Annotated in this window: 26 protein-coding genes; all 26 read left to right on the top strand. The window is 48.4% G+C overall.

What is annotated here, in order from left to right; translation table 11 throughout:
- Positions 1–13 precede the first annotated feature (13 nt).
- Positions 14–544, top strand: a complete 531-nt coding sequence (locus DXD25_RS03960; RefSeq protein WP_117661893.1) for a hypothetical protein — start codon at positions 14–16, stop codon at positions 542–544.
- Between the two features lie 537 nt (positions 545–1,081).
- On the top strand, positions 1,082–1,639 hold the full coding sequence (locus DXD25_RS03955; protein WP_117661892.1) for a hypothetical protein: 558 nt from the start codon (positions 1,082–1,084) through the stop codon (positions 1,637–1,639).
- 96 nt (positions 1,640–1,735) lie between these two features.
- A complete protein-coding gene (locus DXD25_RS03950; RefSeq protein WP_117661891.1) occupies positions 1,736–2,512 on the top strand; it encodes a hypothetical protein in 777 nt (258 codons plus the stop codon).
- Positions 2,499–3,140 carry a ParB N-terminal domain-containing protein gene (locus tag DXD25_RS03945; RefSeq protein WP_117661890.1) on the top strand — a complete coding sequence of 214 codons (642 nt, stop codon included), beginning with the start codon at positions 2,499–2,501 and terminating at the stop codon, positions 3,138–3,140. Before DXD25_RS03950 ends, DXD25_RS03945 begins: the two co-directional genes overlap by 14 nt.
- 105 nt (positions 3,141–3,245) lie before the next feature.
- Positions 3,246–3,776 (top strand): shikimate kinase, encoded by a 531-nt coding sequence (locus DXD25_RS03940; protein WP_117661889.1) that lies wholly within the window; start codon positions 3,246–3,248, stop codon positions 3,774–3,776.
- 4 nt (positions 3,777–3,780) lie between these two features.
- Positions 3,781–5,025, top strand: a complete 1,245-nt coding sequence (locus DXD25_RS03935) for a radical SAM protein (protein WP_147327843.1) — start codon at positions 3,781–3,783, stop codon at positions 5,023–5,025.
- 12 nt (positions 5,026–5,037) lie between these two features.
- Complete coding sequence (locus DXD25_RS03930) at positions 5,038–5,643, top strand: hypothetical protein (protein WP_117661887.1); 606 nt, start codon at positions 5,038–5,040, stop codon at positions 5,641–5,643.
- Positions 5,644–5,673: 30 nt separating this feature from the next.
- Entirely contained in the window at positions 5,674–6,852 is a 1,179-nt protein-coding gene (locus DXD25_RS03925; protein ID WP_117661886.1) for a PBSX family phage terminase large subunit, read from the top strand.
- Positions 6,853–6,874: 22 nt separating this feature from the next.
- Positions 6,875–7,423, top strand: a complete 549-nt coding sequence (locus tag DXD25_RS03920) for a hypothetical protein (protein WP_117661885.1) — start codon at positions 6,875–6,877, stop codon at positions 7,421–7,423.
- A gap of 2 nt (positions 7,424–7,425) precedes the next feature.
- Entirely contained in the window at positions 7,426–7,857 is a 432-nt protein-coding gene (locus tag DXD25_RS03915) for a hypothetical protein (protein ID WP_117661884.1), read from the top strand.
- The gene (locus tag DXD25_RS03910) at positions 7,854–8,387 is read left to right on the top strand and encodes a hypothetical protein (RefSeq protein ID WP_117661883.1); all 534 of its coding nucleotides are present in this window, start codon (positions 7,854–7,856) and stop codon (positions 8,385–8,387) included. Before DXD25_RS03915 ends, DXD25_RS03910 begins: the two co-directional genes overlap by 4 nt.
- Entirely contained in the window at positions 8,384–9,469 is a 1,086-nt protein-coding gene (locus DXD25_RS03905; RefSeq protein WP_117661882.1) for a hypothetical protein, read from the top strand. The genes DXD25_RS03910 and DXD25_RS03905 overlap by 4 nt, the downstream gene beginning before the upstream one ends.
- Positions 9,466–12,354 carry a hypothetical protein gene (locus DXD25_RS03900; protein ID WP_117661881.1) on the top strand — a complete coding sequence of 963 codons (2,889 nt, stop codon included), beginning with the start codon at positions 9,466–9,468 and terminating at the stop codon, positions 12,352–12,354. The genes DXD25_RS03905 and DXD25_RS03900 overlap by 4 nt, the downstream gene beginning before the upstream one ends.
- A gap of 13 nt (positions 12,355–12,367) precedes the next feature.
- Positions 12,368–15,490: a phage tail tape measure protein gene (locus tag DXD25_RS03895; RefSeq protein WP_117661880.1), complete on the top strand. Its 3,123-nt coding sequence runs from the start codon at positions 12,368–12,370 to the stop codon at positions 15,488–15,490.
- A gap of 196 nt (positions 15,491–15,686) precedes the next feature.
- A complete protein-coding gene (locus DXD25_RS03890) occupies positions 15,687–16,994 on the top strand; it encodes an ATP-dependent Clp protease proteolytic subunit (RefSeq protein WP_117661879.1) in 1,308 nt (435 codons plus the stop codon).
- Between the two features lie 46 nt (positions 16,995–17,040).
- Complete coding sequence (locus DXD25_RS03885; protein ID WP_117661878.1) at positions 17,041–18,108, top strand: hypothetical protein; 1,068 nt, start codon at positions 17,041–17,043, stop codon at positions 18,106–18,108.
- Between the two features lie 90 nt (positions 18,109–18,198).
- On the top strand, positions 18,199–18,792 hold the full coding sequence (locus DXD25_RS03880; RefSeq protein WP_117661877.1) for a hypothetical protein: 594 nt from the start codon (positions 18,199–18,201) through the stop codon (positions 18,790–18,792).
- A gap of 3 nt (positions 18,793–18,795) precedes the next feature.
- The gene (locus DXD25_RS03875) at positions 18,796–19,248 is read left to right on the top strand and encodes a hypothetical protein (protein ID WP_117661876.1); all 453 of its coding nucleotides are present in this window, start codon (positions 18,796–18,798) and stop codon (positions 19,246–19,248) included.
- Positions 19,249–19,278: 30 nt separating this feature from the next.
- The gene (locus DXD25_RS03870; protein WP_117661875.1) at positions 19,279–20,457 is read left to right on the top strand and encodes a hypothetical protein; all 1,179 of its coding nucleotides are present in this window, start codon (positions 19,279–19,281) and stop codon (positions 20,455–20,457) included.
- A 12-nt stretch (positions 20,458–20,469) separates the two neighbouring features.
- Complete coding sequence (locus DXD25_RS03865) at positions 20,470–21,036, top strand: hypothetical protein (protein ID WP_147327842.1); 567 nt, start codon at positions 20,470–20,472, stop codon at positions 21,034–21,036.
- Positions 21,037–21,039: 3 nt separating this feature from the next.
- Positions 21,040–23,769: an SGNH/GDSL hydrolase family protein gene (locus DXD25_RS03860; RefSeq protein WP_117661873.1), complete on the top strand. Its 2,730-nt coding sequence runs from the start codon at positions 21,040–21,042 to the stop codon at positions 23,767–23,769.
- Between the two features lie 46 nt (positions 23,770–23,815).
- On the top strand, positions 23,816–24,118 hold the full coding sequence (locus DXD25_RS03855; RefSeq protein ID WP_117661872.1) for a hypothetical protein: 303 nt from the start codon (positions 23,816–23,818) through the stop codon (positions 24,116–24,118).
- 13 nt (positions 24,119–24,131) lie between these two features.
- Entirely contained in the window at positions 24,132–24,470 is a 339-nt protein-coding gene (locus DXD25_RS03850; RefSeq protein WP_117661871.1) for a hypothetical protein, read from the top strand.
- Positions 24,471–24,622: 152 nt separating this feature from the next.
- On the top strand, positions 24,623–25,447 hold the full coding sequence (locus DXD25_RS03845; RefSeq protein ID WP_117661870.1) for a hypothetical protein: 825 nt from the start codon (positions 24,623–24,625) through the stop codon (positions 25,445–25,447).
- Positions 25,448–25,541: 94 nt separating this feature from the next.
- Positions 25,542–26,012 (top strand): hypothetical protein, encoded by a 471-nt coding sequence (locus tag DXD25_RS03840; protein ID WP_117661869.1) that lies wholly within the window; start codon positions 25,542–25,544, stop codon positions 26,010–26,012.
- Positions 26,013–26,023: 11 nt separating this feature from the next.
- Positions 26,024–26,509 (top strand): hypothetical protein, encoded by a 486-nt coding sequence (locus DXD25_RS03835; protein WP_117661868.1) that lies wholly within the window; start codon positions 26,024–26,026, stop codon positions 26,507–26,509.
- Positions 26,510–26,516 lie beyond the last annotated feature (7 nt).

Here is a 26,516-nt window from a genome sequence, read left to right as displayed (position 1 = left end):
AAGGCTTGCGAGGATGGGCGGAACTGCATCAACGGCAGGTACTGCCCACCTCGCAGGCGATATGTTGAACACCAAGACATCAAGGAATGCAATGGGAAGAAAGAAGAAGTACACTGACGAGGAACTCAGAGAGCACAATCGTGAGAGAGCACGCAGATACTACGCCCTGCACCGTGACGAGATGATGAGGAGAAACCGGGAATGGAGAAGGGCGAACCCCGACAGAATCAGAGAGTACGGAAAAAGGCAGCGTAAAAGGCGCAACGTCTCTCAGTACAACTCGGAGTATTACCGCAAGAACCGACAGAGATTGATTGAGCTTGCGAGCGACTGGAGAAAGGCGAACCCCGAAAAGGTCAAGGGCTACAACGACAAGCAGAAGAAGCTGCGGAGAATTGAAGCCGAAAGAAAGAAGCTGGATAGGGCAAGCCTGGAAGCGCAGGCTTCCATTTTCCGTGATCCGCAGGCGGCAGAGCACTTCAAGTGGCTTGCAGAGCGTGTAAGGAGAAAGAAGAAGCAATCCTTGCTCCAAGCAGCAAGATAAGTACTTAACCAGCGAATGAATGCCGCAAACGGCAAACAACATAAAGTATAACACATTTGAGACTGTATCTTTGCGCTCAATGAAATCACTTAAATTATTAATCTGGCAACTCGGAAAGACGAGAGTCGTCCGGCATTCATTCCGATTAAAAAGAAAGCGAGGTGGAACACGAAGAAATGAAATAACAGAAGACAGATTGTAGTGCAGGAATCCCGAAACAAGGAACATCGGGAACTTCCTGCAACCCAAAGGGGGAGTGTTTGTAGGATAAACTCATTCGGTACGATATATTCTTTATTTTGCAAATCGCCAGGCACTCCCTCGATTTTTCCGTTTCAAGCCTGCAAGACGATGAAAGGAGAAGGGACTATAGGGTAGAGGATAGAAATAGTAGGGAGCTAGCGCACAAGCGCACACACGCACGTAGCATTCCGCAACCCGAACAACTACCCACAGACACAGAGATAGCGGCTTAGAACGAAAATTTCAAGAAAATAACAGAAAAAGAAAATCAAAAGTAAAACAAAAGAAAACGAAATGGAAAAAGGAACAGTTATAATCGGCATCGACCCCGACAACCAGGAAAGCGGTGTCGGAGCAGTATTTGACGACAAGAAGTTTCTCGCCTATAAAATGAACTTTCCAGCTTTGATAGATTACCTCAAGGCAATGAACGAGAGCTGCAAAAAGGTTAAGGTCGTCATTGAAGGCGGCTGGCTTAACAAGAGCAACTGGCACGTGCTAAACAGATTTATGACGGCAGTCAAGGCAGCAGCCATCGGACGCTCAACCGGGATGAACCATCAGACCGGAATCCTTATCGTAGAATGCTGCGAGCACTACAATATCCCCTACGAGATAATCAAGCCGCTGAAGAAGTGCTGGAAAGGCAAGGACGGAAAAATAACACAAGACGAAATCGCCTACTTCATCAGCTCAGACGGAAAGCTCCCGAGAATGAACCAAGACCAGAGAGACGCACTACTCCTCGCCTGGGTGTGTGCCGGATACCCGGTCAAGGTTAAGCCAAAGGCACAGACAACCCTGCAGAAGACCATCAGAGCCTTTGATGGATGGAATGTTGATAAAAGTTAAAAGTGCACGAAGAACGAACAACTAAAGCGAAAAAGTCGTATCTTTGCATCAATGTTTATCAAATAAGCAGTTTTTCGAACTTAAAACAAGAAGAAAATGAAAACAGAAGAAATCGCACTTTCGAGGGTCAGCGAGAACGAAGCGAACCCTAGAGAGATAAGCCAAGCGAACTTTCAGAAGCTTGTGCAGAGCATCATCGTATTCCCACGAATGCTGACCCTTCGCCCGATAGTCGTGGATGAGACCTTCCACGCACTGGGTGGCAATATGAGACTGAAAGCCTTGCAGCACATTGTCACGATGGACGAAGCAAGTATTCAGATGAAGCTTGATGCAGAGCAGCGTCTATCCGATGAGGAGCAATCCGCATTGATGGAGTACTGGCAGGGATGGCAGCAACAGCCTACAGTTACCGTGGTGAGTGCATCAGACTTGACGGAAGCACAGAAGCAGGAGTTTATGATTAAAGACAATCTATCCTTCGGTAACTGGGACTTCAACGACCTGGCGAACCGATGGGACAGCGCACAGCTTCAGAACTGGGGTATGCCAGTCTGGAACCCAGCACCAGCGGAAGCAAGCAGCACCAGCAAGTGCAAGAAGAAAGACAAGGACGACCAAGAGGGCGACCCATTCGCAGGGGAACTACCGCCAGAAATCGAAGGGCAGGACTTGACTCCTGACGACTTGCCAACGATAATGGGCGATGGCGTTCTGCCACGTGAGAACGTAATCATTCACTACAAGCCAGCCGATGAGCCATTCCTTGCCAAGTTGCTGGGAGTTGATCATATCGACCGCATAGTATGGAACTTTGACGAACTGAAACCGAGACAAGAAGAAGGAAAGGAGGAAGACCATGGAGAAGAATAGAATCGAGAACATCAACCTGCACGACCTGGTGGAGAACCAAGACAACCCACGCAGCATTGAGCCACAGCAGATGCAGAAACTCGTTGAGAGTATTCTGACGTTTCCGAAGATGTTGCAGATGAGACCAATCGTCTGCAATGAGAACCGAGTTATTCTCGGAGGTAATATGCGCTTCCGTGCCCTGCTCAACATCGAGCAGATGGAAGACGAAGCAATCAAGGGAGCGATTGAAGCCGTAGCCGTGAAACTGACCGATGGAGAGAAGCAGCAGCTTTGCATACACTGGAAGGAGTGGAAGGCAGAACCGCAAGTCGAGGTCGTTATGGCTGACAGCCTATCCGATGAAGAGACGGACGAGTTCATCATCAAGGATAACGTCTATTTTGGCAGCTGGGATGAAGAGAAGCTAAAGGGAGCGTTTGACGTGGACGATATGCAGCGATGGGGATTGAACCCCTGGGAAATCCAGCAGGAAACCACGACCTACGAGCCGGAAGAGGACGAAGAGCAGCGCATCATCATCGTATATCGAAGCGAGGACGCAAAAGCCGTGGCAGATATGCTGGGACTTGACGCAATCGAGAAGCGCAACTTTGACGTGGAAGAACTCAAAGAAAAACCCGAATAGTCGGAATTTTCGCGTTTAAGTCGGAGAAACGCTTGAAATGGATAAACTATCCGCTCGGAACAATTCAATCCGGCAGAGACGAAATTTAATAAAAATAACTCGAATATGAGAAAGACTTGTGTTTTCATAATCGGAACCAACGCCAGCGGAAAGAGCACCGTTGCCCGAAAGCTGATAGAAAGCTTTGGTGGCGTTGAAAGCTACAAGGACGGAATAAGCAGCACCAGGGATGGAGTTGCATTTGCAGGGCGATACGATGTTAAGTACGGAGGTGTTGACAATCTGAACGGTACGACCATACTTCGGGACATCGTGAAGAAGGCACTGGAAAGCACCGACTGCATCATTTGCGAAGGGATGAGACTTAAATGCTGGGGTCAGAACTTGACGCACGCAATGTTCAATGCGGACAGACAGATTGTAATCTTCTTATACGCACCACTGCAAGAAATCCAGAAAAGGCTCGCAGAACGTTCGAACGGAACGTTGAGCAAGGATATTATCCGGGGACAGCGAGAATCGGCACACTCGGCAAAGAAATGGCAAACTGCGGGGTGTGACGTTGTAGCGATAGACACCACGAAGCAGACACCCGACCAAATCGCAGACTTTATCATCAATAAAATAAATTTATGAGGATATGGCAGAACATTATTGCAACACGCCAAGAATAACATACGAGTTTCCCGATTGCTCAATGCCAATGGCTTTTGATACTTACAATAATTGCAGCTTTGGCTGTATGTATTGTTTTGCTCAGAACCAGCGAGGTATTGGCAGTAAGAAGAAGGAATACCTGCACAAGGAGGTTAAGGACGTGAGCGTTGAGCGCATCAAGCGAATGTTTATTGACCCCGACAAGCACGGTGGAGACTTTGCGCCATACATCAAGGCTCGCAAGGTTATGCAGTGGGGAAGTATGAGCGACCAGTTCGACAACTTCGAACGGAAGTACGGAACGACACTGGAGCTTTTGCGTTTCTTCAAGGATATAGACTATCCGCTTTGCTTCTCGACCAAGGGAGCGTGGTTCACCAAAGATGAGCGATATATGGACTTGATCAGAGGGCAGAAGAACTGGAACTTCAAGTTCTCAATCATCACCAGCGATGCAGAGAAGGCTAGAGTAATAGAGCGAGGGGTGGAAAGTCCACAAGCACGACTGGAAGCCATCGAGCGCATCGCCAATGCAGGGGCAGGAGGGGCAACGCTGAGACTGAGACCCTTCATCATCGGAGTGAGCACGCCAACGTACCTCGACCTTATCAAGGAAGCATTCAACAGAGGGGCTACAGCCTTGAGCACCGAGTTCTTTTGCCTGGAGACGAGAAGCCCGACACTGAGGGATTTGTTGCCTACCATCAGCAAGATGGCAGGTTTCGACATTCTCGCATTCTACAAGAAGTACAGCGTACAATCCGGCTATCTTAGACTTAACCGCAAGGTTAAAGAACCGTTCTTCAGGAATATGAAGGAACTGTGCGACCAGCTGGGAATGCGCTTTTATGTATCGGACGCACACTTCAAGGAACTTTGCCACAACGGAAGTTGCTGTGGATTGCCGCCAACGTGGAACTACAGCAGGGGGCAGATGTGCGAAGCACTGAACATTTGCAAGCGCAAGGGATACGTGAGGTGGAGCGACATCAAGCTTGATGCAGAGAACCTTTTGAGGGCGAGACTGGAGAAGGCGATGAACCTGGGAACACGTGAGAAATACTCGAAGTATTACACGATGAGCGCAGCCGACTATATGAAGTGGTGCTGGAACAATCCGCAGGCAGCGCACTCGCCATACAAGATGTTCGAAGGGGCAATGGTACCAGCTGACGAACGAGACAGCGAGGGGAACATCGTGTACAAGTACAATGGAGCGAAATTTTAAAATCAGAATCGTATGCCACAAGGTAATAACAACAAACATCGAGCGCAGAAAATCGACATCGAAAACCGCTTGCAGATTATCGCACCATTATACCGCAAGGGATGGACGGAGCGAGAAATCACGGCAGAGGTTAGGAAACGGCTCGACAGACCGAAATACAATCAAGCGCACTGCGACATTCAGCGGTTATTGAAGGAGTGGAGGGAAGAGAGACTGACCGACACAGACGAAAAGATAACCAGCGAGGTGGCAAGGTTGAAGCTGGTGATACGTGAAGCCTGGGATGCGTGGGAGAAATCCAAGGAAGACTACCACGGCAAGACACAGACGCAAGTCGGACTGCCAAGCGAGAATCCTGCAACTGGGCAGGTAACGATGGAGACCGTCAAGGCGATAATGTACGATGCTGAGAAGCGAGGACTCGGAGACCCAAGGTATCTTGACATCATCCTAAAAGCTGAGACGCAAATCTGCAAGCTGCTCGGACTGGATAAGGTCGTACTTGATTTGAACGCAGGATTCCAAGGCGGCATCGAGGTACGCTACATCAACTCGGGGCACGAGTGTGCTTCAAGCGAGCAGGAAGTAATCGAGCGTGAGGGATTGGATAAAGAATAATTTTTGTTTTAAGTTTTATTGTTTGTAAGAATGGCACTATTTGACGTTATTGGTGAACTGTATGCCCCGAATGCGGACGTGAAGCCAAGGTTTCTCGTGAACCAAGGAGGCACGTCCTCGGGGAAGACATACACCATTATGCAGCGTCTTATAGTGCTTTCTTTTGAGCATCCGATGGCAATTATCACGGTGTGCGGTCAAGACCTCCCGAACTTGAAGGTGGGAGCCATGCGAGACCTAGACACCATCCTGCACACAAGGGCAGAGCTTCTTGACTGGTTCAAGAACAACAAGAGCGACAGCAGCTACAGAGGGAAAAACGGCTCAATCATCGAGTTCAAGAGTTACCAGGATGCGCAGGATGCCAAGAACGGTAAGCGAGACTACCTGTTCGTGAACGAGGCGAACGGTGTGCCCTACGAAGTGTTTTGGCAGCTTGCAATCCGAACCCGAAAGCAGGTGTTCATCGATTACAATCCAAGCGCAAGGTTCTGGGTGCACAACAACATCATCGGAAGGGATGACTGCCGTTTGATACTGAGCGACCACCGAAACAACCGATTTCTGACTGAGCAGGAGCACAAAAAAATTGAAGAGATTGACGACCCCGAACTGTGGAGAGTGTACGCTAGAGGATTGACTGGAAAGATAACCGGGCTTATATTCACCAACTGGGGCATCGTTGACAAGCTGCCACCAAGGGAGGAGTGGAAGATGGGGTGCAGGGGTATGGACTTCGGATTCACCAACGACCCGACAGCACTGGAGCACCTTATATTGGCGCACGGAGAGTTATGGGTGGACGAGGAAATCTACCAGCCCGGACTGACGAACGAAGACATCGCAGACCGATGCAAGGAGCAAGGACTGACGAAACGAGACCTCATCATTGCGGATTCGGCAGAGCCTAAGAGCATTCAGGAGATACACAACCAAGGTCTGTGGATAATAGGAAGCACCAAGGGAGCGGACAGTATCAACAACGGCATCGACATCTTGAAGCGTTTCCGCATCAACATAACCAGACGAAGCCACGGCATCATCGAGAATATGCAGCAATACAAGTGGAAGAAGTCAAGGGATGGAGAGACCACGAACCAGCCTATAGACGCATTCAACCACGGCATAGACGCAATACGATACGTAGCCTTGAAGAAGCTATCCGTAGCAAGCCACGGAACGGCTAGGGCGCACGTATTGAGACAATAACTACGACAAAATTATAAAGCGTATGGATAAGAACACTACATTCAAGTACTGGCTGGCAGTGGCAAGGCACACAAGCTATAAAATCGGCAAGCAGCCACGACCAGCTTTTGTCGGGGAGAAACAAGTTCCCGACAACCTCAACCAGCTATCCATCGGGCAGCTGATTGACCTTTCCCAGCTATCAGACAGCGAGGAAAGTCTGTATCAGATAGTGACAACCGTCCTCGGTCTGAGCCACAAGGAAGTGGAGCAGGCTAGGGCGGTTGATGTCGTTATGCTCATCGGATGGGTAACAGCAGAGGTTGAGCGCATCAACAAGCTCTTCGAGAGCACCGACACAGCGAAGCCAACTAGATTGGAGAAGGAGGCAGGCATCGACACCCTGCGCTTCGGACTGTTCGGTATGCTGGACTGGTATGCAGTGAGGATGGGTATCAGCGACCACGACCAGGTATTGAAGACACCGTGGCTCCGCATCTACAAGTGTATGGAGATGGACAACAAGAGAAGCGTGTACGAGCGGAACCTGCAGAAGTTGCAGGCGGAGGAAATGAAACGTAAATCCAGATAATTATGGCAACAATAAGAGAAACATTGAAGCAGCTGGCAGCAGACACGCTACCAGACTACACCTACCTTTTCGAGGACTGGGACACAGCGGACACCAAGCTGGAGAAGCTGAGCTACCCGGCAATCGTGTGCATCATACCAGCAAGCGGCACGACAGAGATACGCAACGGCAGGGTTTACGACACCGTGAACGTTGCCCTGGCTTATCTAGACACCGTACCGAGGGGAGCGGAAGGAGAAGACAACGGAGAGTGCATCGACCGAATGAAGGTGGCAGGGGCAAGGATGATACGAGCCATCAACCAGTCGCACAAGTTCGTGCCGCTGGAGGGGCAGCAGTACTACGAGACCATCATCGAGCGGCTGAGCACGATCGTGTCGGGCGTGATGTACTCCCTGCAACTGACACAGAGCATAGGAGGGTGTGTGGTATGAGCAAGGGAGGAATACAATTCGACCCCAAGGCGGCATCGCTGATAATGAGGGAGGAAGTGGAGAGAGCACGGCAGCTTATCATCAACCACATCAGAATCAACGGACAGAACGCATCGGGGCGCACCATAGCGAGCCTAAAGGTGGAGCAGCCCAGCGAGGATGAGACCATCCTATGGGGACACAAGCCATTCGGTGTGCTGGAGACTGGACGAAGGGCAGGAAAGATACCATACGGCTTCCGTGGCATCATCCGTCAGTGGATGAAGGACAAGGGACTGCACGGCACACCTATCCCCTACAAGACCCAGCGACCGCACAAGTACACACCGCAAGAGCGTGGCGATATGAGTATGGCAGGGGCAATCGCCCACACCATCGCCAACAAGGGTTCTAGGCTGCACCGCACTGGCGGCAGGGCTGACGTGTACAGCAACGTTGTGCCCGACACGATGAAACGGCTGGGGCAGCGACTTATTTTCTTAATCCACCAGTCGGTGGGGAGTATCAAACTAAACAATGAGACGGTATGAGACAGACAACGAAAAACGGCATCACGATTAAGTATGCGGACGCTGTAGGCTTCGCATTCCTTCCCTGCATCATCAAGGCAAGCGGCTCGGGCGTTGCGAGCATCGAGACAACCATCAGCAGGGAGACCAGGGCGCACACGTACAGCGTGGAAGCGTTTGCAGAGAACTGCATCATGGACTACCGGGAATATGTGCAGGCACTCTTCGATGGCATCAGCTTCGGGAACCTTGACTACACAAAGGAGATTCTGCAGAGCAACCTCGGGGCAGCGTTCAATATTTCCGTGAAGGTCAAGGACAGCGAGGGGAGCGACCTTGCTACATTCAGCTACACGACCTTCTACGTGTGGGGAGCGATGAGGGCAGGCGAGACGTGGAACGGATTCAAGAGGCTCACTTGGTTCACGCATTTCCCATTCTCCTTTGGCTTTTATCTCAATGCGGCTTCCCAGATACTTGTCGGCTACGAGGGAGCACCAAACAAGTTAGTCAAGCCCGGCATCGCTGGCATCGTGGACATCAATGACAGTGTTCTGCCAAGCAAGGCGAGGTACTGGAATATCTACGACTATGATGGAAAGATAGAGCAGGGAACGTTCACGGACGTTTTCGACCTTACCTTTGCGATGGCGGTCGGCGGCAAGCAGTCTCTCCTTGCAAGGATAGAAAGGAATGACACAGAGAAGGGCATTTATCTTCGGTGGGTTGACCGACACGGCTTTTACCGTTACTGGCTATTCACGCAAGGCGATGAGAGCAGGGCGATAAGCAGCGACACCAGCTTCATTCGCAACAACCTCGGAGAATTTGACGATACGATATTCGGCTACCTCGGAGCGAACGGAAGAAGGCAGGGTTACAGCAGGGAGGACACCATACCGCTTTGCGCACCGCTTGTGGACAGCGAGACGTTCGATTTCCTGCAAGACCTAGCCAGCAGCCCGGTCGTTGATATGTACCTCGGGGACAACAACTGGCAGAGCGTGACAATCAAGGCAGGAACGTACACCAAGACAACGGCAGAGTTGCAGGATTTCGTCTGCAACCTGGTTATTAACAATACACAGATTCAGCAACTATGACAGACCAACAACTTTACATCGATGGCATCTTGATGGATATGAGCGAGGAAACGGCAATCACGCTTGACATCAAGAGCAACCTTTTCCGTGACATCACGAAAATGACCGCAAACACGACATACACCATCAACCTGCCCAAGACAGCGCACAATATGGCTGTGATGGAGTTTGCAGGGAAACCGAGCACAAGCAGCAAATACCCCTATATTTTCCACACAGCACGTTATTTCCGCAATGGGCTGGAGATTATCCGCAATGGAAGGGCAAGCGTCCTGAGCGTAAAGGAAACCATCGAAATTTCGATTTATTGGGGATTGTTCCAGGCATTGGCAACGCTGCAATCGTCCGATTTGAAGCTGAACGAGTTGAATTGCACGAAGTATCTGCGGTTCAACAGAAACAACAGCTCCTACACCTACGAGAAGGCGATTTCCGAGGGAGTTTTCTATGGAACCTATGACGCTGCAGCGGTCAAGACGTCAAGCGAGGAGTGGCAGGGCTATGACCGCAACGTTGGAGGGAACAGCAACACGACATATTCACTCGTTGACGGTAAGATAAGAACAGGAACAGAGGTCGGGAAGTACGTGTCGGGCGAGGTGTTGACCGATGAGACCTACCTTTGCGCAATCATACCTTTCGAGGCTGGAATGAGAGCGACCATCAACAAAGTGTTGGGAAAGGGAGACTATCGAACCTGGGCAATACTCGACACCAACAAGAACATCGTGAGCCTTGCTGCGGATGCAGGAACAACCGAGGCGGAAACCAATCCTACCATACCAGCACCCGACCCGATTTTGCCAGCAACAATAGGCGCAGGCATCCTTTGCGCCAGTGGAGACACGAAAACAGCTATGACGACAATCAGCATCCGATTTGCATTGATGGACGAAGCACCAGCAGGGCAGGTGGAATACGGAAGCTACGACCCTGCAACCGGGTTTACGGAAGCCTGGGGAGTGGAAGACATACCAGCAGACAAGGCTGGAACAGAAATCACGGTGAACATAACCAGGTATAAGCAGGCAGGAAGGCTCATCTACGTGAAGCCATCAAGGGATGGAATGCTCTACTGGATAGCAGGCGAAGGTTCGGAAAGCAACTACTACGTATCGGGCGGAACACAATACAAGACATCGAGATTCGCACCATACAGCGTGAAGTACACCAGCGAGAGTGAGCCAATCGATATAGACCTTCAAGCACCAGCCACGGCAGAGTGGCTTGTCATCAACGCAATCAAGGAGTACAGCACTGGAACGACCATTCAAGTTAAGAGCGAGACGGAGAACCGGGCGAAAGCCAGCAGCAGGGAAGTACAGACTTCTTCGGGCGGTGGCACGTTTGGTGGAGGTGGTTCATTTGGTGGAGGTGGCTCTTTTGGTTATGCCGACAAGGGGGCAATCCAGCCAAGCGTGACGGCACAATATATCCTAGACCTTATCACGGTACAGACCGGGGTTGCATTCGGATGGAGCAGCCAGGCGAAAGAAACCATCAAGGGGCTTGCGGTCCCATTAATTACGAGGAAGGCAGATGCACAGACGGTCGTAGGCAGCTTTGAGGGTACCTTCATCGCAACAACGAACCTCGGCATTCTCGGATTCCAGCCAACGAGCCTATCGGAGGTCTTCGATGGACTGGAACTTGCGACCAGATACAGCCAGCTGAAAGTAAAGATTGCCTGCACGATGATTTTCGATGTTCAGATGAACTGGTCGTGGGACGCATCGAATGCACGCCCGAATGGGCATATCGGAAACTCTTACGAAGGCTCTATCGAATGGAACGGAGTATATCAGTATGATCCTTGCTACGTTGAAATCAAGGTTGTTTCAAAGCATACGAGCGACCAGGAGGAAAGCGAGTACACCAAGACATACATCGCAGGCAAGGATATAGACGAAGATGACGCTTCTTCTAGAAGGTATATTACAGACTACGATTCGGACAAGGTAAACGGACGGTTCATACACCTTGCAGCAGGGCGAGGGGAGATTCAACTTGAAGAGGGCGACATCGTGACCTTCGAGTTCAAACACTACGGTAAGGGAGTCTTGAGAGGGCTTCGTGGGTACAACGGACGCATTTCTGCAAGCATCAGTCAGAGCGATGAAGTACCGTACGGAGGTAATTTCCCTATCGGCAAGAACCTGCCCGACATCAAGGTGACGGATTTTCTTAAATGTATCTGCATTCTGACATCAACGTTCCCAAGCCAGCGATTCACCGATGGCAGACTTGCGTTTGCGGACATCGTGAGCCTATGGGAAGCCAAGGCGCAAGCGGTGGACTGGACGAAGAAGCTCATTCCAAGCGAAGCCTGCAACCATCCAAGGCAGACCGATTTCAGCGTAGAGGACTACTGCCAGCATAACATCTACAAGTGGAAGGAAGACGACACCGTCTTTCAGAAGCACGATGCGGATATGGAGATAGACAACAAGACGCTGGAATATACGCAGGACGTTTGCACGCTGCCTTTCGCAGCCACGGACGGAAACCGCATACCGATATACGAGTGGGAGAGTACGCAACGCTACTTTGGTAGAACTACGTTAACAGTACAGACTGCCACCAAGTACAAGGCGTGCAAAGACCGAATCGTGAACCTTACAAAAACCGATGCCGGCTATGCGGCATTGGCTTTCAACATCGACCTGCAAGGTATCTTCGACGGCAAGCTGGAAAAGTTGAGAAAGACAGTGGCGAACCCGCACCAGATAACGGAGCGGTTCAACCTTTCGGATTTGGAGATACTGAACTTTGACGAAACGAAGCCAGTGTACCTTGCGCAGTACGGAGCGTATTTTGCGGTTCTCGAAATCAAGACAACAAACAGCGGATACTGCGAGGTTACAATGATAGAGTTGAACAACTAAAAGACAAAAAACTATGGTAAGTGAAGACAAACAGCAGATACTTGACATCAAGGTCAAGTACGAGGATGCAATCTATGGCATCATCAGATACAAGGAAAAGATAGACCAGCTAAAGCAATCCATCAAGGACTTGCAGCAGCAGGAAAAAGACAAGACCATCACGACCAACGAGATGAAGGTGCAGACGGAAGCCATCAACGCAACCATCAAGGAGTACCAGTACAACGTGCGTGCCTTGCAGAAGGAAATCCAGAACAACGTGCGCACAGAGAACGAGCAGGAGGGCAGTTTGAAGCAGCTTCGTGCCCAGCTTTCCAATGCCACCAAGCAATACGATGAGATGGCAAAGGCAGAGCGTGAGGGAGCGAAGGGGCAAGCACTAGCCAAGCACATAAACGAGATAACGGAAAAGCTGAAACTGGCAGAGGAGGAGACGCAACGATATTATCGCAACGTTGGCAATTACTACAACTCGATGATGCAAGCAGCAGATGACCTGCAGGGGACGGAGTTCTTTGGTATGGATATTGTCAATGATACCGAGGTTAGCAACATCATCAAGCTGGCGCAGAATATGGATGGACTGACAAACAAGCTGAAGGCGTTCGGTAAGACCGCAATCGGCTTGGTTATGAATCCATATTTTGCAGCACTCGCTGGCGTTGTCGGCGTTGGTATGACATTTAAATGGTGGTTTGATTACAACAAGGGATTGATGGAGGCAACCCGATTAACCCGAGAATTTACTGGCTACACTGGCGAAGCCTTGGAGACTATGCGTAATAGTATAATGGCTACAGCGGACACCATGGGAAAGGATTTCAATGACGTTCTCGCCACAGCTGACAACCTCATGTCGAACTACCACCTATCGGGCGAGGAAGCGATGAAGGTTATCAACGATGGATTTGCAAGCGGTGCAGACCTATCTGGCGATATGCTCAACAAGATACAGCAATATGCGCCTACCTTCCACGATGCAGGTATCTCGGCAGACCAGCTTGTGGCGATATTGCAGCAGACCAGAAGCGGCATTTTCAGCGACAAGGGTCTAGATATTATCACGATGGCTAGCAAGAAGATACGAGAGATGAGTACAGCAACATCCACAAGCCTTGACGCTATCGGCATTTCCGGCAAGCAGGTGCAGCAAGACCTAGCCAACGGAACGAAGAACACCTTCGACATCATCCAGCAGGTGGCTTCGAAGATGAAGGACTTTGGAGCGGACAGTCAGCAGGTGGGCGATATTCTGAAAAACGTCTTCGGTAAGCAGGGAGCGGCTGCTGGTATTCAGCTTATAGAACAGCTCGACACGATGACAACAGACATCGAAGAGGTGAAGAAGCAGACTGGAGAGTGGGGAGAGACCCAGTTGGAAAACATCAAGCTGCACAAGGAACTGAACAGCTACCTTTCGTCAATGTTCGATATGAGCCAGCACGGATTCGAGGAGATGATCGAGAAGGGCAAGATGTTCGGCACGAAGATTCTCGTTCAGATAATGAAGGGTTTGTTCAATACCATCAATTACTTCATCGACTGGTACAACGAGAGCCTTCTGTTGCGAGGGGTTATTCAGACACTTGGAGCTGCTTTTCGTGGAGTTTGGTCTGTAGTTAGAGGCGTGGCAAACCTTATCATCGATGCAATGAAACAAGTCGGCAGAAGCCTAAAGGGTGCGCTCGATATATTGGAGGGTATCGTAACTTTCGACCTTTCCAAGGCACAGCAGGGATTCAAGGAGATATTTGACCTTTCCAAGTTTATCAAGGAAGGATGGAATGATATTAAGCAGACTGGCGCAGACTTTGGAAACGCATTCGCTGACGGATACGAGAACGCAGTGAACGGAAGACTGAAGCATCTGAAACTTGCGAACCTAGACGGTGGAGCGACCAGCAGCGAACCAGTGAACGGAAACAAGGGAACGACACCAGCCAAGGGCAGCACCACCAAGACCAAGGCACAGAGAGCCAAGGAGAAAGCGGAAGCCAAGGCAGAGGCAGAGCGCAGAAAGAAGCAGGAAAAGGAATTGCAGGCACAGATTGCACTTATCCAGTACAAGTACAACGAGCAAGTAATGGACGCAAAGAAGCGATACCTCGCAGGTATGTACGACAACGAGCGAGACTACAGCAACGACCTCGAACAGCTTGAGAAGGATATGGTGGCAAGGAGCATTGACGCATACGTGGCGGCAGGGCAAATCGGAGCGGAAAAAGCGCAGGAAATGCAGGCAAAGCTTCTCGACATAATGATAAAGGCGAAAGAGGACATCAAGAACCAAGCCAAGGAGATTGTGGACGAAATCAACAAGGAGTTCGAGGAAGCAGAGAAGAAGCGCAGGGATGCGGACATTATGAACGGTGGCACTGGAGAGGAAGACGATGCAGCCAAGCTGGAGAGATACAAGGCTTTCCTGGAGCAGAAGCTAGCAATGACCCAAGAGAACACGGAAGCGCATAAACAGCTCGATCAATCTCTTGCAGATACATTGATTGAAATTCAAAAGAAGAAAAATCAAGATCTTATTGATGAGGAAGAAGCTAAAAAAGAAAAGTTCAAGGCAATTTACCAACAGATAGCGGACGGATTGGCATCTGCTATGGATGAGATGTTTGAAGCCGAAACAGCCAAGGGCAAGGCTTTCTTAAAATCAATGCTTATTACTGCACTGAACATTCTTGAACCTTTTATCCTTACGAAACTGAAAGTAACACAGATTGCCGAGAAAGGTTTATGGGGCATTGCAGAAGCTGCGGCATTGACGGCTATTGTTAAGGCAGCGTTTGCAGGAGCGAAATCGGTTATCAAGGGATTCTCCACTGGTGGCTACGTCCAAGGCTCGGGCACTGGAACGAGCGACAGCATCCCGGCAAGGCTATCCAATGGCGAGAGCGTAATGACCGCCAAGGCGACATCGATGTTCAGCCCGATATTATCCGCATTCAACCAGCTTGGAGGCGGTGTGCCTATCGTAGTTAACAACGGAGGCAGCAATATCGGTATGGATATGCTGGCGGCAGCTGTAGCAAGAGGGTATCAGATGGCTCCCCAGCCAGTAGTGAGCGTTGAAGAGATAAACCGCACCCAGCGGAGAGTGCAGACGATAGAGAATATCGGCAGGCTCTAATGGTGTTGTTATTTTATCAAAATTTGCGTTCTGAGCGGTTTTTGGTCGAATGTGGTAAAGTTATACGCCCAAGGCAATAAAATCCGCTTAGAGCGCAAATTTTCGGCTTGTTTAGGAAAATTAACTGTTTATGAGATAAACATATCGAAAATAATCGTATCTTTGCAGCGTTTTAAAACTTAAAAATAACGTTTCAATGGCTAAACTCAGAATATACAACGACATCGACAGCCAAGACAACAAGTTTTGGTATCAATGGTTTGGTGGTGACTGCGTATGCTTTCAAGATATAGATGCTTTTGCGGCAAGCATACCGAAGGATGATGATACCATCGATATGCGTATCTTCTGCAATGGCGGTTCTGTTGTCGAAGGCTGGGCGATTTACGACCGACTGAGACAGAGCGGCAAGAAGATAACCTGCACTATTGAGGGCAAGGCTGCTAGTATGGCAACAATCATTATGCTGGCAGCACCAAAGGAGAGCCGCAAGGCATACGAGAACGCTGCCTTTCTCCTGCACAATCCGTGGATTCCCGGCTGGTGTCTGGGCGACCAGCTGAACGCAAAGGACTTGAAGAACCAGGGCGAGGAAATGCAGATGTGGCAGGACAAGATGGTGGACGCATACGTAGAGCGGTGCGGGTGCGACCGGGAAGAGATTCAAGCCTTGATGGATAAGGACATCTTCATCAGCACCAGCGAGGCTTTGCGCCTAGGTCTTATAAGCAGCACGGTTGCGCCAATCAGCGCAAGCGCATCGAAGCGCAATATAGAGCAATTCATTAATTCAAAACAACAAAATCCAAAAGCAATGGAGAAGAAAACAGAAGTAAAGGCTTCTCTCCTTGACAAGATCCTCGCCAAGTTGGGCGTGAAGTCACTGGAGGAAGCAGAGCAGGCGGTGGCAGAGCCACAAGCCAAGGTAGAGCCACAAGCCAAGGTAGAGCCACAAGCCAAGGTAGAGCCAAAGGCTATGGAACTCAACACAGCGGACGGACAGACACTGACCGTAGAGCGTGAGGAGGGAGACCCGCAGGTTGGCGACAAGGCAAGTCCGGACGGAACGTTTGAAATGCCCGATGGCAAGACAATCGTTGTCGAGGATGGTGTAATCACCGACATTAAGACCGCAGACGACACCGACAATGAGGGTGGTGAAGGCGGTGAGGGCAGCAGCGCATCAAGCACCGACAACGACACCGTAGCCAAGTTGCAGCAGCAGGTTGCAGCACTTAATCAGCAGTTGAGTGACACCAAGGCACAGCTGGCAAGCGCACAGAAACTTGCGAAGAGCAAGGAGGATATGCGCATCTTGAATGCAGTGAAGATGGCTGGCGGTGCGGAGAAGGTGCTGGCAGGCTTCAGCAGCCACTACCAGCCAGCACAGCGACAGCCAAGCGGCAAGGGCGCAGGAGAGCAGGTGGACGTTAAGGCGGACGCAAAGACTATCAGCGAGAAGGTCAAGGCTTATCGTTTCAAGAAACGACCAAGCAAGGACTAAAACGTTGTAAGAAATCAAGTAAAAACAAATTAGATAGTTATAAATTATGAGTAATACTTTTGATGTAAAGCAGTTCGAGAACTTTGTCCTCGAACCCGAAAATCTGAAGACCATCAAGGATGCCGTTCAGGAGACGTTCTACAAGGATGAAAACATTGCGGATTTCGTCACCATCACTAAGGTCAAGGACGGAGACCCTATCGCCATCATTGGTGAGATGGAGATGGTCGGCAAGGCTGGCAGCGGTTGCGACCCAACGTATGACGAGAAGGGCATCGCCAACAACTTGGAGCGCTGGAAGCTTGGCGACTGGCAAGTACCAATCAAGATTTGCTATGATTCGCTGAAAGGCTCAATCGCAGAGTACAGCTTGAAGACCGGCACAGACATTGGAGACCTCACCAGCACCGACTTCATGGTAATCTACACCGATGCACTTGAGCGTGCTATGAAGCAGATGGTTTGGCGATTCGGCTGGTTTGGTGCTGAGGATGCGCAGACTGTTTCCGAGGGCGGCAAGCTGACCGATGGATTGAAGAAGGAGTACTTTACCACTTGCGATGGTCTCTTCAAGAAAATTTTCGCAGCTACAGCCACAAAGAACCGCACCGAGATTGCAGCCAACAAGGAAACCACGATGGCGGAGCAGATTGCGGCAATCCGCAAGCAGGGTGTGGCAACCGACCTTGTAGACAATATGCTTATGAACGTGGACTCACGCATCATCGATGATCCGAACGCTGTGCTTCTTATGACACGCTCGCTGGCTGACGCATTGACTTACGACATCAAGAAGACGTACCACGACATTATGCCTTGGGAGAAGGTCTTCGATGGCTTCCAAACATCGACCTACAACGGCATTAAAATTGCCAGTGTCAGCATTTGGGACAGAATGATTAAGGGCTATGAGAAAGGCGCTACAGCGTACAACCTTCCTCATCGTATGGTCTTCTGTAACCCTAAGCAGCTGATGGTCGGCACACCGCAGGATTCGCTCATTAGTGAGCTGGATGCTTGGTTCGACCACAAGGAGCGTAGAAACTATATCTATTCAACTGGTAAGATTGGCACGGCTCTCCTCGAAGAGAATATGATCCACGCGGCTTACTAATCGCTCCATATCTTCATCAAGTATTAAGTTTCAAATCCTCAACACCCACAAAACGGTGTTGGGGATATAACAATTTTAAAACGAATTAATATGGCAAAAACTTGCGAGAGCCTTATCGCCCAGGACATCATCATCCCTTGCGAAGACCAGGTAACAAAGGGATTGGAGGGCGATGGACTTATCATCAACCGAGACGACATTGACTTTGCCAAGTCCGTTGTCGTGGGTAATATAATTAGCACATTGGTCTTGAAGACTGGCAAGAAAGCATACGCTATCCGGCAGGAAGGCAGCAAGCCATACACTGGAACCAAGACCGAGCTAATCGTTGGCACGTATCGCAACAGCTGGAAGAATACCGTAGCAGTCGTGGTATTGGCAAACACACCTGACGTTTGCGCAAATATCATTGACGGACTGGCGAACGGAAAGTTCGTTATCATCCTGCGCAACCTTTCGAAGGGAGCGGACGGAAAGGCAGAGTACCAGGTATTTGGATATGCGCAGGCACTGAAGGCAAGTGCTGGAGAAAACGACAAGTACTCAGACGACACCGAGGGCGGCTGGCTTATCACGCTGGAAGAGGAGAGCGTACCGAAGGCAGCTTATTTCTTCTTTGATACAGACAGCGAGACAACGGCAGCCAAGTACGCCAGTCTGACAACAGAAGCCGTAGGAGGTTAAGCTATGACCTACGAGGAAGCGACAGCCAAGGTCGGAGAGTTGAAGGAACGGTTTGACAGTCCCTTTGACGCATCCGACAAGGCAGTTATTGAATCTCTATATTTCGAGGTAACACGGAAGCGGTTTGTTCCGACAACCTGCCAGCAGTGTTACCACGATGCTTTAATCGAAATTTATTCAAAACTCAAAAAAGAAAAGGCTATGCCAAAGCAATGTAATTACGCAATGAAGGCAGGTTTTATCATTTCCTGCCCGGATTTTTACCATGGTAAGATTTTCACTAATGAGAACCTGACCGACAAGGTAGCGCACGAATATCTGACGAAGTACCCACAGATGGAGAAATACTTCCAGAAGATACCCAGCGAGGAACTCATCGAGAACAAACAGCAGCCAGCAGGCAGCGACAAGAAGAAAGACCTCGACCAAGCCGAAAAAGCAGGCAAGGAAGAGTAATAAAACAACAGGTAAAACGACACAAGCAAGATGAACGTAAAGACAGTTAAGAAGCCGAAGCGAAGAATTGATATTGGCTACGTGAGCCGATTCAAGATGCAGGCATACGGATATGATAATCTATATCCGCAGAACCTCGCACGCATCACGGAAGCCAGCGGAACGGCAATGCTCTGCCTTAATCGCTACGCCCGATTCATTGAGGGCTACGGCTTCGATAGCGACATTCTAGCAGCGTTGGCGATGAACCAGCAGGGGGATACGGCAGACGATTTGCTTCGGAACGTATCGGGCGACCTCGCTAGGTTTGGAGGCTTCGCCCTTCACGTGAACTACAACGTTCTCGGGCAGGTGTCGAGCGTGAGCCACGTACCATTTGAGAATTGCCGACTGGAAGAGACGGACGACAAGGGGAACGTGGCGCACGTCTTGCTGCACCCAGACTGGGAGCAGAAGAAAACGAGGAACGGAAAGCGGTTGATGGTGAACGAGAAGACCATCGAGCGCATCAATACCTTCAATCCCGACCCCGACATCGTTCTTGAACAGATTGAGAACGCTGGCGGTATCGACAGCTACAATGGGCAGATTCTGTGGCAGAGCCTAGACGGAAAGTTCATCTATCCGACAGCCAGCTACGATTCTGCCATCACGGAGATTTCGACCGATGAGGGACTGGGCAACGTGAAGATGCGAAACGTGAGAAACAACTTCCTCGTATCGTGTATGCTCGTAACCAAGAAGGGCGTGCCTAAGTTCAACGAGAAAGGCGAAGAGGTGGAGAGCGGACAGATGATTTCCGATGAAGACCTTTTGCAGTTCCAGGGGGACGAGAACACAGCGAAGATTCTAGCTGTCGAGGTGGAGAACGAAGAAGACGAACCGAAGGTTGTCGCCTTCCCGACAAAAAACTTCGACAAGGAGTTTTCCGTGACCGACAGCAGCGTTATCGAGCGCATCTATGCACAGTTCCACCAAGAACTTTTCTATGCCATCCGTATGGGAAAGCTTGGCTTCAGCGGACAAGTTATGCAGGACGCTTACGAGTACTATGCAGGCGAAGTGACGACCGAGCAGCGTTTCATCGAGCGAGCCTTCAAGAAGATTTTCAAGAGCTGGCACGATCCAGCCATTCAGAACCTAGACCCCAAGCTACAGCCGTTGAAGTATATCAGCAGCGAGGCGGCAGGGAATAACACGATAGATTAATTGATTGAGCCTATGGGAGAACAGACAAGAAAGCAACTTATCACGGTTGAACAGTTCCGGGAACTGGCACGACCGACCAGCGCACACCTAGATGAGGATGAAGTGAACGCATACATTCGTGAATGCGAGGACACGAACATCATACCAGCCATCGGGTGGGAACGTTTCAAGGCAGCGACCGAGCAGGGAGAGTGGGGCGATTCAGTCTTGCCCGATTTCCAGCCTGCGGTCTTCCTGGACGGTGGAGAATACACCAAGAAGGAGGGCTATTGCAGCCAAGACGAAACCAAGGTGCAGAAGTACACAAGCGGAATACGCAAGGCACTCGCTTATTTCACGTATGCGAGACTTTTTCGTTCCGATGGAACAATTATAAGCCGTGCGGGCGGTATGCGTCACAGAGACGAATATTCCGACCATGTGCAGGACATAACCAACAACAAGCAATACAACGACATTATGGGATTGGCAGAAGGATATTTATCAGATGCACTCGAATACCTCAAGGCATTCACCCCGAAAGGGGAAGTGAAGGAACAGCGAGGAACGAGGGCACACATTCACGTAATAGGAGATTAATATATGGCAACAATAAACGAAATTAAACAGCAGGCGGCAGCGGTCAAGAACGCTACGCAGGTGGGCGAGAACACAGCCGAGAGGGTAGGCGGTGCTCTCGCTGGTCTTGCGGATATTGCCAAGCAGCAGGACACCGAGCTTGGCAAGAAGGCAAATACTGCTGATGTTGATACAAAATTTACAGAAGAGAAGAAGCGTGTTGATGCCGAACTTGGCAAGAAGTTCGACAAGGAGAGTGTTGACCAAGAGGCTGGAGATTCCGAGGAACTTGTTATGTCTCAAAAAGCTGTGAGTGATCAACTCAGCGACTTGGGATTGAAAATTCCAGTTGTATCACTATTTGGAAATGATAATGTTGCTATCGGTAAATCAATAAATCCTTCAAATGGTGCTATTTCAGATGTTATTAGAAACTACAAACTGGTTAAGCTGCATCTTTTAGCAGGCAAGTACTGGATATATAGCGCTTGTGGTTCTAATACACAAGCCACGTTGTGGAAGTATTCGGATAACGGCTATGCTTCTCCAGAAAAAGAGATTGTTGGTCCTACGGGAACAACCCCATATAACAAGATATTAACTCTAGAGGAAGGCTACTATGCTTTCTGCTGGAATGATAATAACGGTAATGGTTTTTCGCTTGGAAATGCTTTTATAACTGACAGTATGTCCATTTCGGCATTGATAGATGATAAGGTGGAAAATGGCACAAAAGGTATTAAAAACTCATTGACAAATGTAGAAAATATGTTATTTAAGCCATCTATTGTATCAGTATTTGATAAAAGTGATATTATAGTGGAAAAATATCTCAATCCTACAAATAAAACCATATCAGATGCTACCAAAGCCTATAAGTTAGTTAAATTGCATTTGTCAGCTAAAAAATATTGGTTGTATATAAAGAATGAAGGTGGTACACAAGGCATATTTTGGAAGTTCACTGATGAATCGTTTTCTTCTGTAGAAAGTGAGATAATTGGGGCTGCACCTTTTAGCACTATTAGTAAGATATTAACTTTAGAAGAAGGTTACTATGCTTTCTGCTGGAATGATAATAGCAATTCCATTAATATTGGAAAAGCTTTTATAACTGATTCTCTTTCTACGCAAATGTTAATTGATGATAGCACCAAAGATATTAGAGAGTCTTTAAAGGTTATAGAAAACACTCCTATTCCTACTGTTATGTCATTATTCAGCAAGAATGATATTTCTTTAGGAAAATATATCAAAGGAAACGAAGGTACTATCAGCGCCGCTATCAAGAACTATAAGTTAGTTAAACTTCACTTGAAGCCTGGTAAGTACTGGCTATATATAAAGAATGAAGGTGGTTCGCAGGATATTTTATGGAAATATTCTAACGAAACGTATGAAGAGCCAGAACAAAAAATAATAGGTTCTGCTCCTTCTTCAATAATTAATAAAGTCGTAACCTTAGAGGAAGGCTACTATGCTTTCTGCTGGAATGATGGTAGCCCAGATTCCATATTGCCAAATAGGGCTTTTTTCACAGATAACATATCAACACAGATGTTGATTGACTATGCAAGGGATGAGTTAAAGCAAGAAATTAACAGTTCTGCAAAATCTTATGGCAATTTGATTTCTGATTTCTCAGATTTTGATATACAGAACAATTCCTTTTCCATATCGGAAGATAAAGCTAGTGCTCAAAGTCTTCTGACTGGCTACGAAAATAGATTACAGTACAATACCAGTCTATACGAAGATAAATTTATCCTATCATCAACATTGAAGATTATTGATACGGATTCTCTTGGTTATTTTGAGTTCTGTATTGGTTTTTGGTATCAGTTGGCTGGCACAATGTTTGGTATAGGAAAGGATGAAAACGGAAGTTACATATCTGTTTATATCGTAGGACAGACTTTGCCACCAAAGCAGACACACAAATATTATATTTCAGAACTTGCGTTTGCTAAGGGAAAAGAATACACCATGTCTGTTGAAAAGAAAACAGAGAAAAACTCATATTTCAATATATCTGTGACAGCGCAGGATGGAATCAGTGCATCAAAAGAAGGAATCGGTAATGGTGAAGTCATTAGCGGTGATACTGCCAATGAAGGTAACGGAAGCATTAACGGATATGCTTGGGGTAAGTTGTCTTTCTATACACTGATTGGCAAAATGAAAGTGTCAGATGTTAACTTTGGTTACCCAATAGATATCAATGACGTAAAACTTGTTGTAGTAGGTCATTCATTTATAGAAGGTAATTCGATTCCTAGTGATAAGGATAAGAGATTTGCATCATTGCTATGTAGTTCCATTGGCGATAGGAAGACTATTATACTTGGTCAGGGAGGAGCAAGTGTAAGCTCTATAAAACCCCACATAGACAAGGAAATGAAATGGCTGAAAGATGCAAAATATGTATTATTTTGCATAGGTACAAATGACGTTGACAGCCAGGCAACTTGCACTGGGTTACAATACATTGATGATGCAGCAACCAAAAATGGCATAAAAACAATTTGGTTGACAGTTCCACCTAAATATGGTACTGGAGATAATCATCCTGTTATAAATGATTATATAAGGTCACATTTTTGTTATGTAGAAATCAAAGATGTATTTTATAATAATGATGGGGTTTTAGATAAAAATATGTTTCTGTCTGATAATGTACACCCATCAATAGAAGGGCATAAGAGGATTTACAATCTTATTAGGGCAAGATGTTCGTTTTTAAAAACAATTTAGCTAAATAGTTAAGTAGCTGACTTTGGAAATTTAAAAATTAGACAATATGAAGAAGAAACAATTACGTGAAGCACTGGCAGTGCTTCTTACCAAACTTTCATCGGCAAGGGACAATCCCTTGCTGATGGATAACTACGTGGTGAAAGCCTTGCGCACGGTTCTTTTGGATTTCAAGGAATCGGGCGAACTTCACGAAGCATACAAGGAGCAGATACAATCCACTTTGAAGAGTGACAACCCTTGGATAACTATGACGATGAAGTCAATGGGCGCAGATTCTTCTATTAAGAAGGATATGACCGATGAAGTTATTGACGGAATGATTGATTCTATGTTAGGGAACGATTAAAACATTTTTATATATGAATGACAAGGAAAAAGAACTATGGAGAGTTATAGACAACGTAATCAAGTGTTGTGCTATTGAACTTCAGAACGGAGAGCTGAGCATTACGAGAGAAGACGTTCTCGGAAAGTCGAGAGCCGAAAATCTCGTGATGACACGATGTATGGTCGTTGAGCAGATGATACACGCAGGATTCAGCATAACGACCATTGCGACCGTATTAAACCGCACCGTTCCAGCAGTGAGACATCTTTGCAAGATGGCTTACACTTATCTCGGCACGTCTCGAGTTTATCGACTTGCCACGGCACAAGCGACCTTGCTAAACAAGGACGTTGAGCCGATTTGTGTTTAATCAAGAAACAAAAAGAAAGTAACCAAAAGCGTTCTTTGACAATAATTCGATAAATACCCCTGCACTAACTTTTTGGAGCGAGCCAAAAATCAGAGTATCTTTGCAGCGGATTCCAATATTTGGCTTCCACGACATAATTAACTCAAAATTTTATGGCAGACACAATCGAGAAAGTTTATTGCACTGGGGACGGTGGCAATGACAACCTGGCGGCAGCTTTGCTCGCTAGAGGTAGAGACAACGATCCAGCAACGATGCTGGCAGCAATGAACGGTGGTATGGGCAACTGGATGAATAACCCGTTTGCCTATATGATGATGATGGCTTGGATGCGAGACTGGAATAACCGTGGCGGCAATTTGCAGGACACGGAATTGCAGAATCAGATTGCGAGCCTTCGCACACAGATGCAGGACGGCAATAATACGGCTCTCCTGATGGACGCAGTGAAGGGCAACAATGTTGCTCTTGGTCAGCTGGCGCAGAATCTTAACTGCGATATGAACCAGCTGCAGAATGCAGTCTGTGGCGTGCAGGCAGCAATCCAAGATGTAGGCGGCAAGGTTGGTTTCAGCGCAGAGCGAGTAATCAACGCAGCGAACCTCGGAAACCTCAACATCATCCAGCAGTTGAAGGACTGTTGCTGCCAGACCCAGCAGAACATCATCAAGATGGGCTACGACAACCAGCTCGGGCAGAAGGATATCGAGAACTCAATGCAGCGAGGATTCGATTTCAACAACCGCAGCATAGAGCGAGGCTTCTCGGCTCTAGGCTATCAGATGCAGCAGGACAAGTGCGACATCATCCGCTCGAACCAAGACAACACCCAGCGAGTTATTGACGTGCTGAACAATCACTGGCAGCAGGATTTGCAGCAGCGGTACAACGATGCACGCCTGGAGTTGAGCCAGCAGCGACAGAACGCTGAACTTATTGCAGCGTTGAAGACCACCACGACCACCACTGGAGCGTAGGAGGTCTAAACAAAATCTATCAAGGGGCAACTCGCTGTTTTATCAGTGAGACCCCTTTTTGTCTATTTATCGAATTATCTAAAAAGAGCGCATTATGGAATTTAAGAATATACAAAGAAATCACCCGGTCTATCTGCTAGACAAGCAGACGGTGGAAGTTAAGGAAGGCAAGGTCGTAGACAACCAGCCGCACATCAACACTGGCATCGCAACCATTTCCAGCAACGGACAGCCAATGCGAGACGTAACAATCGAGGTGGAGGGAAAGCAGACCATCTACACTATACCAGAACACCTGGGAGTAACCTTTGCTGGCGAAATCGTACTGGCAACCGACAAGGCAGACCTTTTGCCCGAAGTTGGGAAATTGGTAAATGAAGCCGATGAGATAATCAAGGCATACGAGCCAAGCAAAGAGCGGAAAGCCAAGGGCGAAGAACTTCTTGCAGCTTTGAACCCGGCAATCAAGGAGAAGCAGGAAACCGAAAAGCGTTTCAAGGCACTTGAGGGCGATATAAGCGGCATTCGTGGTATGGTCAAGCAATTACTCGATAAACTAGGATAGGAGGGCGCACAATGAAGAAAATCATCGTTTTGCGCCATTCTTGCGATAGCGAGGAAGAGCGACACCAGCACCAAGAGAGCGACATCATCCACAGCTTACCATACGAGAAGGCAGCAAAGGCTTTGATGGGAGCCAGCGGGTACGTGGCATACGTTGCCAAGCACGGCTACCACTTCACGAAGCAGCTAGCAATCAAGGCGAGCGAGCAGATGAAGAACGTAGATGGAACGAGCCACCGATGGACTGTTGACGAAATCCGGTTGGCGACAAACAACGAGATAATCTCCAAGGGCACGACCATCGGGGATATTCTCTATTTGGCTAATATGGCTTATGCGGACTTCTATCCGAAGGTAATCAAGACCGAGAGCGACTGCGTACAGTATGCCATTGCCGTAGCCAGTGATCCAGACGGATACGAGGGTATGGCATTCTGCAGGTGGACGGCAGACATCATCGGGAAGGGTGTGACCATTGACTGGGAAAAATTGGAATAACCAAAAA

It is taken from the genome of Prevotella sp. TF12-30, assembly GCF_003436715.1.
Taxonomy (GTDB): Bacteria; Bacteroidota; Bacteroidia; order Bacteroidales; family Bacteroidaceae; genus Prevotella; species Prevotella copri_A.
Note: the sequence above shows the minus strand (reverse complement) of the source record. Positions and strands in the feature narration are given on the sequence as shown.